14 protein-coding genes are annotated in these 15683 nt (G+C 58.9%); 8 read left to right on the top strand and 6 right to left on the bottom strand.

Going from position 1 to position 15683, the window contains the following annotated elements; genetic code table 11:
* Positions 1-177 precede the first annotated feature (177 nt).
* The 8 genes from A3220_RS06370 to A3220_RS06340 all read left to right on the top strand — a co-directional run bounded on the left by A3220_RS06370 (position 178) and on the right by A3220_RS06340 (position 7752).
* Positions 178-1329 carry an acyl-CoA dehydrogenase family protein gene (locus A3220_RS06370; RefSeq protein WP_044629402.1) on the top strand — a complete coding sequence of 384 codons (1152 nt, stop codon included), beginning with the start codon at positions 178-180 and terminating at the stop codon, positions 1327-1329.
* Positions 1329-2339 carry an AMP-binding protein gene (locus tag A3220_RS17835; RefSeq protein WP_252860427.1) on the top strand — a complete coding sequence of 337 codons (1011 nt, stop codon included), beginning with the start codon at positions 1329-1331 and terminating at the stop codon, positions 2337-2339. Before A3220_RS06370 ends, A3220_RS17835 begins: the two co-directional genes overlap by 1 nt.
* Positions 2272-2931 carry a fatty acid--CoA ligase family protein gene (locus A3220_RS17830; protein ID WP_252860426.1) on the top strand — a complete coding sequence of 220 codons (660 nt, stop codon included), beginning with the start codon at positions 2272-2274 and terminating at the stop codon, positions 2929-2931. The genes A3220_RS17835 and A3220_RS17830 overlap by 68 nt, the downstream gene beginning before the upstream one ends.
* Positions 2928-3398: a PaaI family thioesterase gene (locus A3220_RS06360; RefSeq protein ID WP_058576359.1), complete on the top strand. Its 471-nt coding sequence runs from the start codon at positions 2928-2930 to the stop codon at positions 3396-3398. The genes A3220_RS17830 and A3220_RS06360 overlap by 4 nt, the downstream gene beginning before the upstream one ends.
* Positions 3395-4780 (top strand): hypothetical protein, encoded by a 1386-nt coding sequence (locus A3220_RS06355; RefSeq protein ID WP_062373855.1) that lies wholly within the window; start codon positions 3395-3397, stop codon positions 4778-4780. The genes A3220_RS06360 and A3220_RS06355 overlap by 4 nt, the downstream gene beginning before the upstream one ends.
* A gap of 126 nt (positions 4781-4906) precedes the next feature.
* Positions 4907-5656: an electron transfer flavoprotein subunit beta/FixA family protein gene (locus A3220_RS06350; protein WP_058576361.1), complete on the top strand. Its 750-nt coding sequence runs from the start codon at positions 4907-4909 to the stop codon at positions 5654-5656.
* A 14-nt stretch (positions 5657-5670) separates the two neighbouring features.
* Entirely contained in the window at positions 5671-6597 is a 927-nt protein-coding gene (locus tag A3220_RS06345) for an FAD-binding protein (RefSeq protein WP_062373851.1), read from the top strand.
* 195 nt (positions 6598-6792) lie between these two features.
* Positions 6793-7752, top strand: a complete 960-nt coding sequence (locus A3220_RS06340) for a nitronate monooxygenase family protein (protein ID WP_058577902.1) — start codon at positions 6793-6795, stop codon at positions 7750-7752.
* On the opposite strand, the gene A3220_RS06335 is transcribed toward A3220_RS06340, so the two are convergent.
* From A3220_RS06335 to A3220_RS06310, 6 genes are all read right to left on the bottom strand, one after another.
* On the bottom strand, positions 7734-8513 hold the full coding sequence (locus A3220_RS06335; RefSeq protein WP_062373848.1) for an enoyl-CoA hydratase/isomerase family protein: 780 nt from the start codon (positions 8511-8513) through the stop codon (positions 7734-7736). The two genes, A3220_RS06340 and A3220_RS06335, sit on opposite strands and share 19 nt — an antisense overlap.
* A gap of 10 nt (positions 8514-8523) precedes the next feature.
* On the bottom strand, positions 8524-9642 hold the full coding sequence (locus A3220_RS06330) for an acyl-CoA dehydrogenase (RefSeq protein ID WP_058577903.1): 1119 nt from the start codon (positions 9640-9642) through the stop codon (positions 8524-8526).
* A gap of 10 nt (positions 9643-9652) precedes the next feature.
* A complete protein-coding gene (locus A3220_RS06325; RefSeq protein WP_044629165.1) occupies positions 9653-10846 on the bottom strand; it encodes an acyl-CoA dehydrogenase family protein in 1194 nt (397 codons plus the stop codon).
* Positions 10843-12291 (bottom strand): enoyl-CoA hydratase/isomerase family protein, encoded by a 1449-nt coding sequence (locus tag A3220_RS06320; RefSeq protein WP_062373845.1) that lies wholly within the window; start codon positions 12289-12291, stop codon positions 10843-10845. Before A3220_RS06320 ends, A3220_RS06325 begins: the two co-directional genes overlap by 4 nt.
* Positions 12292-12476: 185 nt before the next feature.
* A complete protein-coding gene (locus tag A3220_RS06315) occupies positions 12477-13622 on the bottom strand; it encodes a TAXI family TRAP transporter solute-binding subunit (protein ID WP_252860425.1) in 1146 nt (381 codons plus the stop codon).
* 20 nt (positions 13623-13642) lie between these two features.
* Complete coding sequence (locus A3220_RS06310) at positions 13643-15649, bottom strand: TRAP transporter fused permease subunit (protein WP_062373842.1); 2007 nt, start codon at positions 15647-15649, stop codon at positions 13643-13645.
* Between the last annotated feature and the right edge of the window lie 34 nt (positions 15650-15683).

The raw sequence follows: 15683 nt of genomic DNA, 5'->3' as shown, positions 1-15683 counted from the left end.
GCAAGTGTTTGTTGTTCTGCATTGCAAAATAGCATTTCGTTTATTGACTGCCATCCTAGGCTATGCAAAAGTGCCTGACAAGAGAGTGAACGCTAGTTTCGCCATGCAGAATTATTGCAGGCCTCACTGCCCGCGCGAACGCCAACCATAAAAATATCGTTGCTACCAGGAGCCGTTATGATCCGTGATCCCGAACTGCTGAATCAGTTGGTTGATACCATTGCCCGCTTTGTACGGGAGCGTTTGATTCCCAATGAGGCACGGCTTGCCGAAGAGGATGCAGTGCCCGCCGAGATCCTGGCGGAAATGAAGGAGATGGGGCTGTTCGGGCTATCCATTCCTGAAGAGTACGGCGGCTTAGGGCTCACCATGGAAGAAGAAGCTCTGGTAGCCATGGAAATCGGCAAAACGTCTCCCGCGTTCCGCTCGGTATTCGGTACGAATAATGGCATCGGTGCCCAGGGCATTCTGATTGACGGCACTGAAGAGCAGAAAGCCAAATACGTGCCGCGCTTGGCCACCGGGGAAATTCTCAGCTCTTTCTGCCTGACCGAACCGGATTCCGGCTCCGATGCCGCCAGCCTGCGCACCACCGCCGTGCGCGATGGCGACCACTACGTGTTAAACGGCACCAAGCGCTATATCACCAACGGCCCGGAGGCGGACCTGTTCACCGTGATGGCGCGTACCGACCCAGACAACAAAGGCGCTGGCGGTATCTCCGCCTTTATTGTTGAAGGCAATACGCCCGGTCTGATTCGCGGCCCGGCGGATAATAAGATGGGCCAGAAGGGCGCGCATACCTGCGATATCATTTTTGATAACTGCCGTGTACCGGCTGAAAACATCATTGGCGGTAAAGAGGGACAAGGCTTTAAAACCGCCATGAAAGTGCTCGACCGTGGGCGGCTGCATATTTCCGCCGTGTGTGTGGGCGTGGCCGAGCGCTTAGTAGACGAGTCGCTGCGCTACACCATGGAGCGTAAGCAGTTTGGTGCTCCGCTGGCGGAGCACCAACTGGTGCAGGCCATGCTGGCAGATAGCAAAACCGAGGCCTACGCAGGCAAAACCATGGTCATGGACGCCGCACGCCGCAAGGATGATGGCGAAAACGTCTCAACCCTAGCCTCCTGCTGCAAGCTGTTCTGTGCCGAGATGGTGGGGCGCGTCGCGGATCGCGCCGTGCAGGTGCACGGCGGTGCGGGCTATATGTCGGAATACGCCGTTGAGCGTTTCTACCGCGATGTGCGCTTGTTCCGCATTTACGAAGGGACGACGCAAATTCAGCAGCTGGTGATTGCCCGGAACATGGTGCGGGAGGCGTCCTAATGGCTCTGTCGATCCCTTACCAAGCGCCAGATGAGAAAATCTTTGGCCGTCTGGCAAGCGAGCTGTTAGCAGAACTTCCCGAGCGCTTGAGCACCCGCGTGCTGGAAAATGCGAAACGCCTAGCGGATCACCCCGCGCTTGTGGATGGCAACGTCCGCTGGAGCTACGCCGAGCTGGGGCAAGAGATTTATGCCGCCTGCGAGTGGTTAGCTAATTTAGGCATACGGCCCGGCGACCGTATTATGACGGTCAGTGAAAACTGCCGTGCCCTGGTAGTACTGCTGTTGGCCGCCAGTGAAATGGATGTTTGGGTCGCGATTGTCAATTCGCGCCTCTCCGCTCAGGAAGTGGATTTAATTCAGGGCAACTGCCTGCCTCGCCGAGTGTTTTACACTTGCGAAGCCTCCCAAGAGGCGAGCCAGCACGCCGAGCGCCACGCGGCTGACCGCTATCAGCATCCGCAGCTCGGCGGCCTAGCGATTTCACCGCTATTTGATAGCGAGCCAGAGCCTGTTCACGCCAGCGGTGCCGAGCAGGTAGCCGCGATGATCTACACCTCAGGCACCACCGGCACGCCGAAAGGCGTCATGCTGACCCATCGCGGTATTCTGTATATCGCCTCTATTTCCGGCGGCATGCGTCATCTGAGTGAAGGGCAGCGGGTGTACGGCGTGCTGCCGATGTCTCATGTGTTTGGCCTCTCATCAGTGTGTATGGGCTCGCTGTATAACGGCGCGTGCCTTTATACCGTGCCCCGGTTTGACGCGGTACAGCTGCTGGCAACGCTCAAAGAGGAGCGCATTACCGTGCTTCAGGGCGTGCCTGCTATGTACGCTCGCGCCCTGGAGTACTTGAAGCGTGAGCAGCGCGCGTTAGAAGCACCTGCGCTTATCTATATCTCCGCAGGCGGCTCGCCGCTGGATAGCGATACCAAAAAAACGCGTGGAAGCTGCGTTTGGCCTAACGCTGCACAATGGCTACGGTCTCACCGAAGCCAGCCCCACGATTAGTCAAACCCGCATTGAAGACCGCCACCAGAGCAGCACCGTGGGCCGCGTGCTGCCGCTGTTGGAGTATCGGTTAGAGCCCTTAGGCAGCAGCGGCACGTCAGAAAAGGCAGGCGATGAGATCGGCGAGCTGTGGGTGCGTGGCCCTAATATCATGAAGGGCTACTTCCGCCAGCCGGACGCCACCCGCGCCACTTTAACGGAAGATGGTTGGCTCAATACCGGTGATATCGCCAAGCTGGATCACGATGATCAGCTCTATATCGTGGGCCGCAGTAAAGAGCTGATTATTCGCTCGGGCTTCAACATCTACCCGCCAGATGTGGAAGCGGTCATCAATGAGCATCCTGCGGTGACCTTAACCGCAGTGGTTGGGCGGCAGGTGGCAGGCAATGAAGAGGTCGTGGCATTTGTGCAGTGTGAGCCGGGTATTGAGGTTGATATGGCAGAACTCAAAGCCTTTATTGCCGAACGGCTTGCGCCTTATAAGCGTCCGACCCAAATTGTGCTGATGGATGCGCTGCCTTCCACTGCCAGCGGTAAGATTTTAAAAGGACGGCTACGCGACTTGGCCCAGCAGGAGAGCGCTTTATGAGCGAAACAGACGGCGCTGACGCCTCCATCACACCGCAGGCGCTGATGGGTTATCACGAACTGCTGGGCATGCACGTGGTGGAGTGGGAAGAGGGGCGCGCGGTAGTGGAACTCACCATTGAACCCAAGCACCTTAACCGCAGCGGCAATGTGCATGGCGGTGTACTGGCTTCCATGCTGGACAGTGCCTTAAGCCTAGCGGGCCTGCACTGCGATGTGCCGGGGAATATTCGTCGTGGGATGACGCTGTCACTCACTACCACCTTTGTGGGGCCTGCTCGGCAAGGCGTGTTAAGGGCCACGGGCACGCTGCGTGGCGGCGGGCAAAAAACCTTCATGACCAGCGGTGAGATCGTGGATGAGCAGGGCAATCTTGTCGCTATGGGCGAAGGCGCGTTTCGTCGCCGCAGCGGCAGCGAATCGTCACAAGGCGTTCCCGACCCGCAGTTGAGGGAGCCTAGCGAGTGAGCCCAGCCCGCCTGCGGGTTTCCTGTTTGCTACTGGTGACGCTTGCCACGCTGATTCATTTGGTGGGTGGCAGCGTGGCGTGGCAAGCCGCAGGCATTGTTGCGCTGCTGCTCTATTTGATGACCCTGAAAGGTCAACTCACCCGCATGGCCAAGGGGCTGCTGTGTGCCGCTGGCGTACTCACACTGCTCGCGCTGTGGCGCTCGCCTACGCCTGGGCAACTGCTGTTTGAGGCGAGTGGGCGTTTCGCGTTTTTTGCTACCTTTGTGGTGGCGCTGAGTATGCTGCGCCTACCTGCCTATCGCTCTCGTTTAGTGCGCCGCTGCGGGCAAAGCATGCTGCTTCAGCCGCCTAGCCGTCGCTACCCGATCTTATCCCTGGGTTCGGCGCTGTTTGGCATCATTTTGAACATTGGCGTGCTGAATCTGTTCGCCGCGATGATCGAGAAGAGCAATACCCTCAGTGCCGCCCAAGGGCGCGCCTGGGTGCGTGAGGCCCGCCAGCGGCGCATGATGCTAGCGCTGCTGCGCGGGTTTTCGCTGGCCCCGCTGATTTCGCCCATGGGTATCGGGGTGGCCGTGGTCCTCTCAAGCCTTCCCCAGGTCACCTGGCCACAGCTGGCACCCTATATTCTCGGGGCCGCCGCGCTGATTTTTATGGCGGGCTGGGCGGTGGACTACTTCACCGGCCCGCACCCACCCGCCAATAAAACCTATGTCACCCCGTCGCTGCGCCCGTTGGCGCAGTTTAGCGTTTTGCTAATCGGCATTGTGGCGCTGGTGTTTTCCATTGCGTGGCTGCTGGAGTTACGACTACCCATTGCCGCGCTGCTGGGCGCGCCTACCGGGGCGCTTTTATGGCTGGCTTGGCAGCGTCGCAGGCTGGGCTTTGGCGGGTTGCCTGCCGCCATAACGGCGGTGCATCGTCAGCTACCTTGGTTGCTGTCTCCCAGCGCTAATGAAATCGTGGTGCTGGGGGCGGCAGGCTATTTGGGGCATGTATGCGTGGGCTTGGTGGATACTCAGCAGCTAGCACCGCTATTGGCGGTGCTAGACCCGCTGGGCACTTTGAATGCGGTGTTGGCCATGCTGATGGTGGTGGGGCTAGCGCAAATAGGCGTCAACCCGATTGTTACGGTGACGCTGTTGGTGGGCTTGCTCCCCACGCTGGGCATTGAAGGGTTAACGCCTGAGCTGATTGGGGCATCGTTAATGGTAGGCTGGGCGCTGGCGCTGATGTCATCACCAATGACCGCTTCCATGCTGATTCTCTCGCGCTTTACCGGCGTACCCGCCACCCGCATCGGTTACCGCTGGAACGGACGCTTTCTGGTCGCTGCCATCCCGCTGCTGGCGTTATGGTTTGGTTGGTCGCCTTTCTGAGGTGGGCTGTTCAAGGAAACGCTTGACCTTTGGCAGGCGTTTTTTTTATTGTTATTTTTATAAAGTGAAATATTATTTTGCTATGCGGAATAAAAAGCCGATGGTTCAATCGCTGGAGCATGCCTTATGAAAATCCTCGTCGCGGTGAAACGCGTCATCGACTACAACGTCAAAATCCGCGTCAAAGCGGACCACTCTGATGTGGACCTTACCAACGTCAAAATGGCCATGAACCCCTTCTGCGAAATTGCCGTGGAAGAGGCAGTGCGCCTGAAAGAGAAGGGCGTAGCCACCGAAGTCGTGGCCGTGACCGTGGGCCCCAAGGCCGCCCAAGAGCAGCTGCGCACCGCGCTGGCGCTGGGGGCCGACCGCGCCATTCATATTGAAACCGACGAGCGCGCCGAATCGCTGGCGGTGGCCAAACTGCTGGCTAAAGTGGTGGACGAAGAGCAGCCGGGCTTGGTGATCCTCGGCAAACAGGCCATCGACACCGACAACAACCAGACCGGCCAGATGCTCGCCGCGCTGACCAATCTGCCGCAAGGTACCTTCGCCTCAGAAGTCGCGGTAGATGGCGACAAAGTTAATGTCACGCGTGAAATCGACGGCGGTCTGCAAACCGTTGCCCTCACACTCCCGGCGATCGTCACCACCGACCTGCGCCTTAACGAGCCGCGCTACGCCAAGCTGCCGGACATCATGAAGGCCAAGAAGAAGCCGTTGGATGTCAAAACCCCTACTGACTACGGCGTGAAAGTGGCCTCCAAGGTTACGCTGCTCAAAGTGCAATCCCCCGCCGAGCGCAAAGGCGGTATCAAAGTCGCCTCGGTGGATGAGCTGATCGACAAACTGAAAAACGAAGCCAAAGTGCTTTAAAAGGAGCTGATCTCATGAGCATTCTGGTACTTGCCGACCTGCATGAAGGTCAGTTAGCGGGCGCGACCGCTCACGTCGTCGCAGCGGCCCAGGCCATCGGTGGCGATATTGATGTGCTGGTCGCCGGTGAAGGCGTCCAGGCCGCCGCTGACGCGGCAGCCAAACTCGATGGCGTGCGTAAAGTACGCGTGGCAGATAACGCCGTCTACGCCCATCAGCTGGCCGAGCCCATGGGTGCGCTGCTGGTAGAGCTGGCAGGTGATTACACCCACGTACTGGCCAGCGCCTCCACCACCGGTAAAAACGTCCTGCCACGCTTGGCGGCCCTGAAAGATGTCAGCCAGCTGTCGGATGTGATTGGCGTCGAAAGCGCCGATACTTTCCTGCGCCCGATCTATGCCGGTAACGCCATCGCCACGGTCAAAAGCGACGATACGCTAAAAGTCATCACCATTCGTACCACCGGTTTTGATACGGTCGGCACCAGCGGTAGCGCCACAACGGAAGCGGTGGATTTCGTCGCCGACAACGCCCAGTCCAGCTTCGTCAAACAAGAGCTGGCGCAAAGCGACCGCCCGGAACTCGGTGGCGCCAAGGTCGTCATCTCCGGTGGCCGTGGCATGGGCAACGGCGAGAACTTCAAACTGCTGGACGGCATTGCCGACAAGCTGGGCGCGGCCATTGGCGCTTCGCGTGCGGCGGTCGATGCGGGCTTTGTTCCTAACGACATGCAGGTGGGCCAGACCGGTAAGATCGTCGCGCCTGAGCTTTATATTGCGGTGGGTATTTCAGGTGCGATTCAGCACTTGGCGGGCATGAAAGACTCCAAGGTGATCGTCGCCATCAACAAAGACGACGAAGCGCCGATCTTCCAGGTGGCCGACTACGGCCTGGTAGGGGATCTGTTTGAGATTCTTCCTGAGCTGGAAAGCAAGCTGTAAGTTTAGGAGGCTGTCCGGAATAGCCCTAGGCGGGGGCGCTGTAAACCCGTCCATGGGCGCTACTTTCGCCATCCCTGGCGAAAGACCCCCGCTACGGGCTGTTCCGGCCATGCCAGCTATTTTGGCCATGCTTTAAAATCCCTTTTTTTGGGGTTTTACGCTGATGGGCTTACAAACAATGATAATGAGCCACGTATGCTAACCCAACTGACTGCCTCCATGACGCTGCCGGTTATCGGCTCTCCCATGTTTATCGTTTCTGGCCCTGAGCTGGTGATTGCCCAGTGTAAGGCGGGGATTATTGGCGCGTTTCCGGCGCTGAACGCCAGGCCTGCGGAAGTGCTTCGGGAGTGGCTGCAGCAGATTACCGATACCTTAGATGACTATAACGCTCAGAATCCGCAGCAGCCCGCCGCGCCGTTTGCGGTGAATCAGATCGTGCACCCCACCAATGACCGTCTGGATCACGATGTGGCGCTATGCGCTGAGTTCAAGGTGCCGCTGATCATTACCAGCCTGCATGCGCCCAATCGGGTGGTCGAGCAAGTGCACGCTTATGGCGGCATGGTATTTCATGACGTGACCACGTTGAGGCACGCTAAAAAAGCCATCGATGCCGGGGTGGATGGGCTGATTTTGGTCTGCCATGGGGCAGGCGGCCATGCGGGGCGGCTTAACCCCTTCGCCTTTGTGGCGGAGGTCAGGCAGTTTTACGATGGCCCGCTGGTGCTGGCAGGGGCGATTACCAAAGGCGAGCAGATCGCCGCCGCTCAGGCGCTGGGCGTGGACATGGTGTATATGGGGACGCGCTTTATTGCCACCCAGGAGGCCAATGCTCAGCCCGCGTACAAGCAGATGGTACTGGAAGCCGCCGCGGGAGATATCGTCTATACCAATCTATTTACTGGTGTGCACGGTAACTACCTGCGCCAAAGTATTGAACTGGCAGGGCTAGACCCAGAGGCATTGCCAGAGGGCGACAAAAATGCCATGCGCTATGGGTCAGGCGGCAGCAGTAAGGCAAAAGCGTGGCGGGATATTTGGGGTGCCGGGCAAGGGGTAGGGGGTATTACCACACTGAGCAGCGTGGCCGATGAAGTAGCCACGCTGCGTGCTGATTATCAGCAAGCACTGGATCAGTTACGACGGCGTTGACGAAAAGCAGCCACGCGGGCGTGAAAATCCTCGGTGGCTTTACACTCATCCTGCAGTGCGCCTTCAAGCGTTAGGGTGTCGTCAAGGGACAGGTTCGCCGCCTGCCGCATGGCCCGTTTCGTAGCTCCCAGCGCTTGAGGTGATTGAGCCACCAGGGCCTGTGCCAGCGCTCGTGCTTCCGCTAACACCTGATCATCTTCCACCGCCCGGTTGGCCAGACCCAGCGCCACGCAGCGCTCTGCATCCATTGGGGTAGCCAGCGCTGCCATCTCAAAAGCCTGGGCGTGGCCAAGCTTGCGTACCAAATGCCAGCAAGCGCCGCCGTCGGGAATCAAGCCAATATTGATAGAGGCCAGTTTTAGGTAAGCCGAGCGGCCCATCACCACCATATCGCTGGCCAGCACGTAGGACACACCAATGCCCGCAGCAGCGCCGCTCACCGCGGCGATTACGGGCTTTTCCATCGTCATCATGCTGCGCAGCGCAGGCAGAAAAAGCGTTGCCAGACGTTGGCTTGCGGGCTGGGTGGAGGCCTTTTCGAATTCTGCTAAATCGGCACCGGCGCAGAAGGCGCTACCTTCACCGCTGAGAATCACGCAGCGCACCTGCGGGTCGGTCGCCACGGTCGCTAATGCGTCATTGAGCGCCAGGGCCGTGGGCTCGTTGAGGGCATTGCGCACCGCAGGGCGCGCAATAGTCACTTCGGCGATACCGCCCTCGGTAGTCACAAGGCGTACTAACGGATTTTCTTCACTGGGCATGAGCTGCTCCTTAGGCGGCGTCGAGCTGTTCGCTCACCGTCTCAAGGTGATAGTCGCTGTCGCCCAGGTAGTGGTCAAACATCACTAGATGTTTGGCGTAGTGGGCCACGTAGCACTCTTCGGTCATACCCATGCCGCCATGAAGCTGAATGGCTTGTTCCGCAATAAAGCGCGCAGACTCGCCGCAGTAGGCCTTGGCAGCGGCGATTTTATAGTCCCGCTCGTCAGCAGGCAGCGAGAGGCTGGTGGCGGCGAGAATTGCCATGGAGCGCGACTGCTCCAGGTGAAGATGCATATCCACCATGCGGTGCTGCAGTGACTGGAACGTGGCCAGCGGCAGGCCAAACTGCTTGCGCTCTTTTAAATAGGCGAGGGTTTGGTCGCAGGCGGTTTCCATTGCGCCGATGGCTTCGGCGCAAAGTGCGGCGCGACCCAGGGCCAGCACCTCTGCCAATGCGTCACCTGCGTCTTCGCTTAGGCAGTTCTCTAGCGGCAGAGTCACGCTGTTCAACGTTAGGTCACCGGCGGGCTGGTCATCCATCGTGCGATAGGTCTGTAAGGTGACGCCTTGAGTATTGGCAGGGACGATAAACACGCCTAGCTTGCCGGTAGGCAGTTGGGCGGTCACCAGCGTGGCGGCGGCATTGCTGAGGTTCATCACGACATCTTTGCGGCCGTTAAGCTGCCACTGGCCATTGTGTTGGCTCGCTTGAGTCGAAATATCGAAAGCGTCATAGCGGGCGGTGTGTTCTTGCCAAGCCAAGGCGAGCTGGTGTTCACCTTCCAACAATGGTGCCAGCCAGCGCTCCTGCTGTGCTGAGTTGGCGCATAGCGCCAGCAGCTGCCCGGGCATGATTAACCCAAACAGGTACGCTTCCGGCACCAAGCCGCGCCCCAACGCTTGCATAATAATCATTACATCGGTGCCGTCGCCGCCTAGCCCGCCTACGTCTTCGCTAAACGGCATATGCAGCAGGCCCAGCTCGGCAAACGTGCGCCATAGCGGGCTGGCCCCTTGGGCTGGCGCTTCCAGCATAGCGCGGCGCTGCTCGGGCGTTACCTGATCGGCCACCAAGCGTGTCAGTGTCTCTTCGAGCATGCGCTGCTCGTCGGTGAGTGCAAAATCCATGGTGACTCCCTTACATACCTAAAATGGTTTTAGCGACGATGCTTTTTTGAATCTCGTTGGCACCGCCATAAATCGACAGCTTGCGACGATTAAAATACTGGGCGCTGGCGGCAGCGCCTTGGGCGTATTCGTCATCTAGCGACGCATCACCATGGAGAAACTCGGGGAAGAATGGCAGGGCAGCAGGGCCAAGCGCACGGCGGGTGAGCTCGCTGATCTCTTGGCGCAGCTCAGAGCCACGCACTTTTAGCAGCGAGCTTTCTGCACCCGGCACGCCGCCATCCCGCGCTGCGGCAATCACGCGCAGGTTGGTCACTTCCAGCGCCATCAGCTCAAGCTCTGCTTTGACCACTCGTTGGCGAAAGCTGGGGAGCGATAAAAGCGGCTTGCCGCGATGCTGCATACGGGAGGCGAGGGACTTCAAATGGCGCAGTGCCTGCTTAGCGTGGCCAAGCCCGGCAATGCCGGTGCGCTCGTGGGTAAGCAAGAATTTGGCGCAGGTCCAGCCTTGGCCCTCTTCACCCACGCGGTTTTCTACTGGCACGCGCACATTATCGAGAAACACTTCGTTGACTTCATGAGCACCGTCGAGGGTAATAATCGGCCGTACGGTAATGCCGGGGGTCTGCATATCGATCAGCAAGAAGCTGATACCCGCCTGTTTTTTCGCGTGGGGGTCGGTGCGCACCAAACAGAACATCATATTGGCGTGCTGGCCCAGGGTCGTCCAGGTTTTCTGCCCGTTGACGATGTAGTGGTCGCCATCGAGCACGGCGCGGGTGGATAAGCCCGCCAAATCCGAGCCAGCGCCCGGCTCAGAATAACCTTGGCACCACCAGTCCTGGTTATTAAGAATCCGCGGCAGGTAGTGTTGTTGCTGTTCCACACTGCCGAATTTCATAATCACTGGCGCGACCATATTGACGCCAAAGGGCACCACCGTAGGGGCGTGGGCGGCGGCGCACTCTTCATCGAAGATATGTCGCTGCACCGGGCCCCAGCCTGGACCGCCGTGTTCAACAGGCCAGTTGGCGGCAAGCCACCCTTGATCGCTGAGAATATTCTGCCAGCGGATGTGGTCATCGGCGGGTAGATGGCGGCCTAGGCGCACGCGCTCACGGATGTCGCTCGGCAGTGCATCGGCTAAAAATCGGCGGACTTCCTCGCGGAATGCCTGCTCTTCGGGGCTAAACGTCAGGTTCATGAGTGTGCATCCTCGGAAGGCGTCTTTTTGTGAGTCGATAAATGGGATGGCAGAGAGGCATGGCGGTGCGGCCCGCCTAAATGGCGGGGGTAGCCCAACGCTTCCACTGCCAGCAGATCAATATCGCTCTCGCGGTAGCAGGCACCTTGCTGCGCTAGCGTCAGGCTCGCCTGCTCCATGGCTGACTGAGCGTCGTTGTCGGGCGCTTGCTTTGCGGCGTTATACAGCGTGCTCAATACGCTAGGCGACTTGCTAACCACCACGTTGGCCCGCAGCGCTTTGAGCGTTAAGGCAGCCCGCTGCTGGTCGGTCGCGCTGGCGTGGTGATTCACCAATTCATGGAACGGGCCGCGCTCGGCAAGTACTAGGCTTAGGAGTGTGGCTGAGGCACTGTCGGTGAGTGGCTGCAGCGCTACGGTGACGGCTTGAGAAGGGCAGGTGCTGACATCTTCGCCAGGGGCGAGCAGGCACAGCTCGGTGCTATCGTTTGGGGTATCGGTAAGCGTTATGTTGGCGCGCTGGGCGGCGGTATGAAACGTCTCAAACAGCGTGTGCTCACCGATGAGGGCGATCTGCGCAAAGGGCTCAGCATTGTCTACGCCAGGGACGACATGGGGATTTCTAGCGGCAAAAAAGAGGTGAATCAGCCCTGCGCGCTGCGGGGAGTCCATACAGGCAAGAAATAGCTCACGCTCGCGGCGCAAACCCTCTTCCAGAGATGTGGCTTTGGTGCAGGCGTCAACGGCGTCCACAATGCGAAACGGAGAGAACAGAGCTGGTACGCTGGTTTCAAGCTGCTCTCGCATGGCAGCAATGGCCAGGGGGTTGGCCTCTGGAGCGGGTAACTGACCGGTGATGCGCGCCTGCTGTTGTCCCGCTAATACCTCTTTTGCCGCTGCCAAACCCGCTTCCAGCGGTGTTTGGGCATCGCTGATGGCATCGATAATGCCGATATCCTGCGCTTCAGCGGCGTCTACAAAGCGCCCGCTGGTGATGATTTCTAGGGATCTTTCAACACCTACCAAACGGGGCAGCCGCTGGGTACCGCCTGCGCCGGGCAGTAAGCCAAGCTTCACTTCCGGTAAACCAACGCGGGTGCCTGCCAGCGCAACACGATAGTGGCAACCCAGCGCAACTTCCAAGCCGCCGCCTAGCGCAGTGCCGTGTAGCGATGCGATGAGCGGTTTCGAGCAGGCTTCTAGCTGGGTAATGACATCCGGTAGCAGAGGTGCTTGGGGCGGCTTACCAAATTCACGTATATCGGCCCCGGCGATAAAGGTGCGCCCCTCTGCCATCACCACCAGTGCTTGGGCCTGCTGGTCGGCCAATCCCTCTTCAAGGGCGCTGAGCAAACCGCTACGCACCGCTTGGCTCAATGCGTTGACGGGCGGGTTAGCGATACTAATGACGCCGACCTCGCCATGTCGCTGGTAGTGAACACTCATAGTGGCTCCCGTATTTCGCTATATGAAATTTAAAGTTGTTATTCGGAATGAGGTGATCATGGCGAAAGATGCCGTTAGAGTCAATAATGCAAAACAACGTTCTGCATTGCGGAACGTTGTTGGCTAAACAAAAGGCCGCGCAGAGGCGGCCTTAGGTAATGATTTCCGTCGTGATTGAAGCAACATCAAAAAACGGGGTTTAACCCAGCTTCTTGTAAGGCAGCCCGCCGGGTTTCCATCCAGCCGTCGATAAACGCCGCTTCGTCTTCGGGCGCATCGGCTTGATAGGCTTCCCAGGTGTCCATTAGCAGCTGTTGCCGCTCCACCAAAGCGTTCTGGTGGGCGTCCATTTCATCGGTCCATACACCGCTTTCTTGGTAGTACGCCACCACGGCATCGTGGAAAGGCACCACCCAGGTCATGTTTTGATTCTCAAGGGCATAGCCGCTAGCCCCTGGGGCGTTATCTTTATAGTCGTCGAAGGACTCCACTAGCGTGGTGATCAAGCCGGTGACGGTTTCTGGCGCTAAATCGGCGTTGCTCACCATGATCGGATAGGGGTAGCTGGCGCTGGCAAGCGGGTGGTCAGCGTTAATACCTGCGCCTGAAGTGACGTCGTGGGGTTGGAAGTAGGGGGCCACCTCCAGCATCTGTGCCCAACCTGCGGCGTCTTCAGTGGGTAGCTCCGGCCACTGCAATCCACGCGGGCTCGCCGCTAAGCGTTGGGCGGCAGGGGTAACCGTCGTGGTAATAGCGGCATCGGCGCGGCCGCTGATAATGCCGTCGAAGGCGGCGTTGTAGCCGGGGAAGTCAACGCGCTCGACGTCATCCCAGGTCAAACCCGCGAAAGCTAGGTAGGCTTCAGCGGCTTTGTTCAGCGCGTCGTCGCCGCGCAGGTAGGCTAGACGTTTACCTTCCAGATCGGCGATGGAATCCATCTCTACGTCGCCTGCCACGGCCATACCTAACCCAAAGCTGGCCATGGAGGTAGAAATCACCCGAATGGGCTGCGGGCCCCAGTCCGGCCCGGCGAACATCATCACGCCTTCAGAGCCGTAGTAGCTGGCAATGCCGCAGGCGCAGAGATCCACGCGGCCAGTTTTCAGCGGTGTCATGCGCATGGTGTCGTTTTCACCCGGGATGACGCGGGACTGAGTGCCGTGCTCCTCCTGTAGCAGCTGGCTGATGGCCATAATCTGCGCATGGCCACTGGTGCCGGTGCCATACGCGGTCCAGTTCAGCGTGCTAGGCATGGCGCTGGCGCTGCCAGCCGCCAGCAGGCCTGCCGTTAAACTACCGAGTACGAGGGTGAGATTTGTTTTTGTGCTCATAAGAATCCTCGAGGGTGGCATTAAGCGTTGGCAGTGAGCGAACGCTGGTGATGGCGCTGGCTAAGGCGGGCAAGCACCACGGCGGGTAGCAGCGCCACAGCGGCTAAACCAATCAACTCCCACTGGCTTAGCGGTACCATGCCGCCGCCCGGTAGGGCGAGCAGTAGCCCCGCGATCAGTACCAGCGCACGAATCACGATTTCCTGCAGCGCGCCGTAACCCAAACGACCCACGCCCATCAGGTAGCCTTGCATCGCGGAGGCAAACAGGATGATGCCGATGACCGCTTGGATAAACACGGCAATGACCATCCATGGTTCGCCCTGCATGATCAGCGCGGGATTCAGTACGAACAGGAAGGGTATAAAGTAAATCACGCTGCCTAGACGCATGGCCTGCAGGCCGGTTTCCATAGGACGGGCACCGGCCACGGTAGCGGCGGCAAAAGCACCGAGTGCCACGGGTGGCGTGATAAAGCTGAGCATGCCCCAGTAGAGAATGAACATGTGCACCGCCATGGGGTCCAGACCGCCGCCTTGAATCAGCGCAGGGGCGAGCGCCACCGCCAGGAAGATATAGGCCGCGGTAACGGTCATGCCAATGCCCAACACAAAGCTGGTGACCGCGCCCATAATTAGCAGCAATGGCACGCTGCCGCCGGCGATATTGATAAAGTCGTTGGCAATGGTGCCCGACAGGCCGGTCATGGAGAGCGCGCCTACCAACATACCCACGCCCGCCAGAATGGCGATAAGCTCAGCAAACAGCTTGGCCGCCGACGAGAGCGTCTCGGTGACATCCTTCCAACCCCAGCGATTCTGCTTAGAGAGCTGGTTGAGCACTAACAGCAGGGCGGTCGCATAGAATGGGGCAACCGCTTCGCGTTGCATGATCAGCAGCATCCACACCAGCAGGCCGAAGACGAAGATAAAGTACCAGCCCTCTTTCAGCGTTTGCTTAATCGACGGCAGCTCGATGGCGGGCAGGCCTTTGATGTCATTGCGCGCGGCATAGGCATCAATTTGAATGAACAGACCAAGGAAATAGAGAATCGAGGGGATGACCGCTGCCAGCGCCACTGCTGAGTAGGGAATATCCAGGAACATGGCCATCACGAAGGCGGTGGCGCCCATCACTGGGGGCATCAATACGCCACCGGTTGAGGCGCAGGCTTCCACACCGCCCGCAAACGAGCGGCTCATGCCAATGCGGCGCATGGCCGGAATCGAGAGTACCCCGGTGGTCAGCACGTTACTGATCACGCTGCCGCTCATGGAACCCATCAGGCCGCTGGAAAAAATCGACACCTTAGCCGGGCCGCCGCGTACATGGCCTAAAAGCGCAAAGGCTAAATTAATGAAGAATTTGCCGCCGCCGCTTTTTTGCAGCACCACGCCAAACACCAGAAAGCCAATCACCAGGCCCGCAAAAGCCTGTAGCGGAACCCCCATGATGCTTTCGGTGCTCATGGTGTGGTACATCGCCGTTTCAGGCAGGCTAGAAGGGAATGCCTGGATGGGGCCAGGAACGATATCGGCTACTAAGGGGTAAAGCGAGAACACCCCGGCAATGATGGCAATCGGCAAACCGCCGGCTCGGCGGGCGGCTTCGATAATCAATAACCAGTAGGCATAGCTGAAATAAATGGCGATATCCGGAGCTGCAAACGCCCAGCCGCGCTCCAGAATGGGAACAGCGTTATACACAAAGTAGCCACCCACGATCAGCGTGACAGCGCTAAGCAGGTAGTCATACCAGGGAATGGATTGCTCCTGTTGGCTGCTGCGCATGGGCCATAGCAGAAACACGAGCGGCAGAAGCAGTGCCACCACTGCATAGTAAAACTGAGTTTCCAGCCCGGTCACGAACGTGAGCAAGCCCCAGTTAAACAGGTAGTCCAGCGTCATCATCATCAGTAATACGGTGACGGTGGCAGGCACCCAACGAAGCGCCAGAGGCAGCTCGCGGATTTGGCTGATCTTTTCTTTAACCTGCGGCGTGCTGGCAGGTGCGGTATCGGTGGTCATAGGGCGTTCCATCAATCAGCAGGGGCGGCGAGCG

This window comes from Halomonas sp. KX33721, assembly GCF_001596805.1.
GTDB lineage: Bacteria > Pseudomonadota > Gammaproteobacteria > Pseudomonadales > Halomonadaceae > Vreelandella > Vreelandella aquamarina.
Note: the sequence above shows the minus strand (reverse complement) of the source record. Positions and strands in the feature narration are given on the sequence as shown.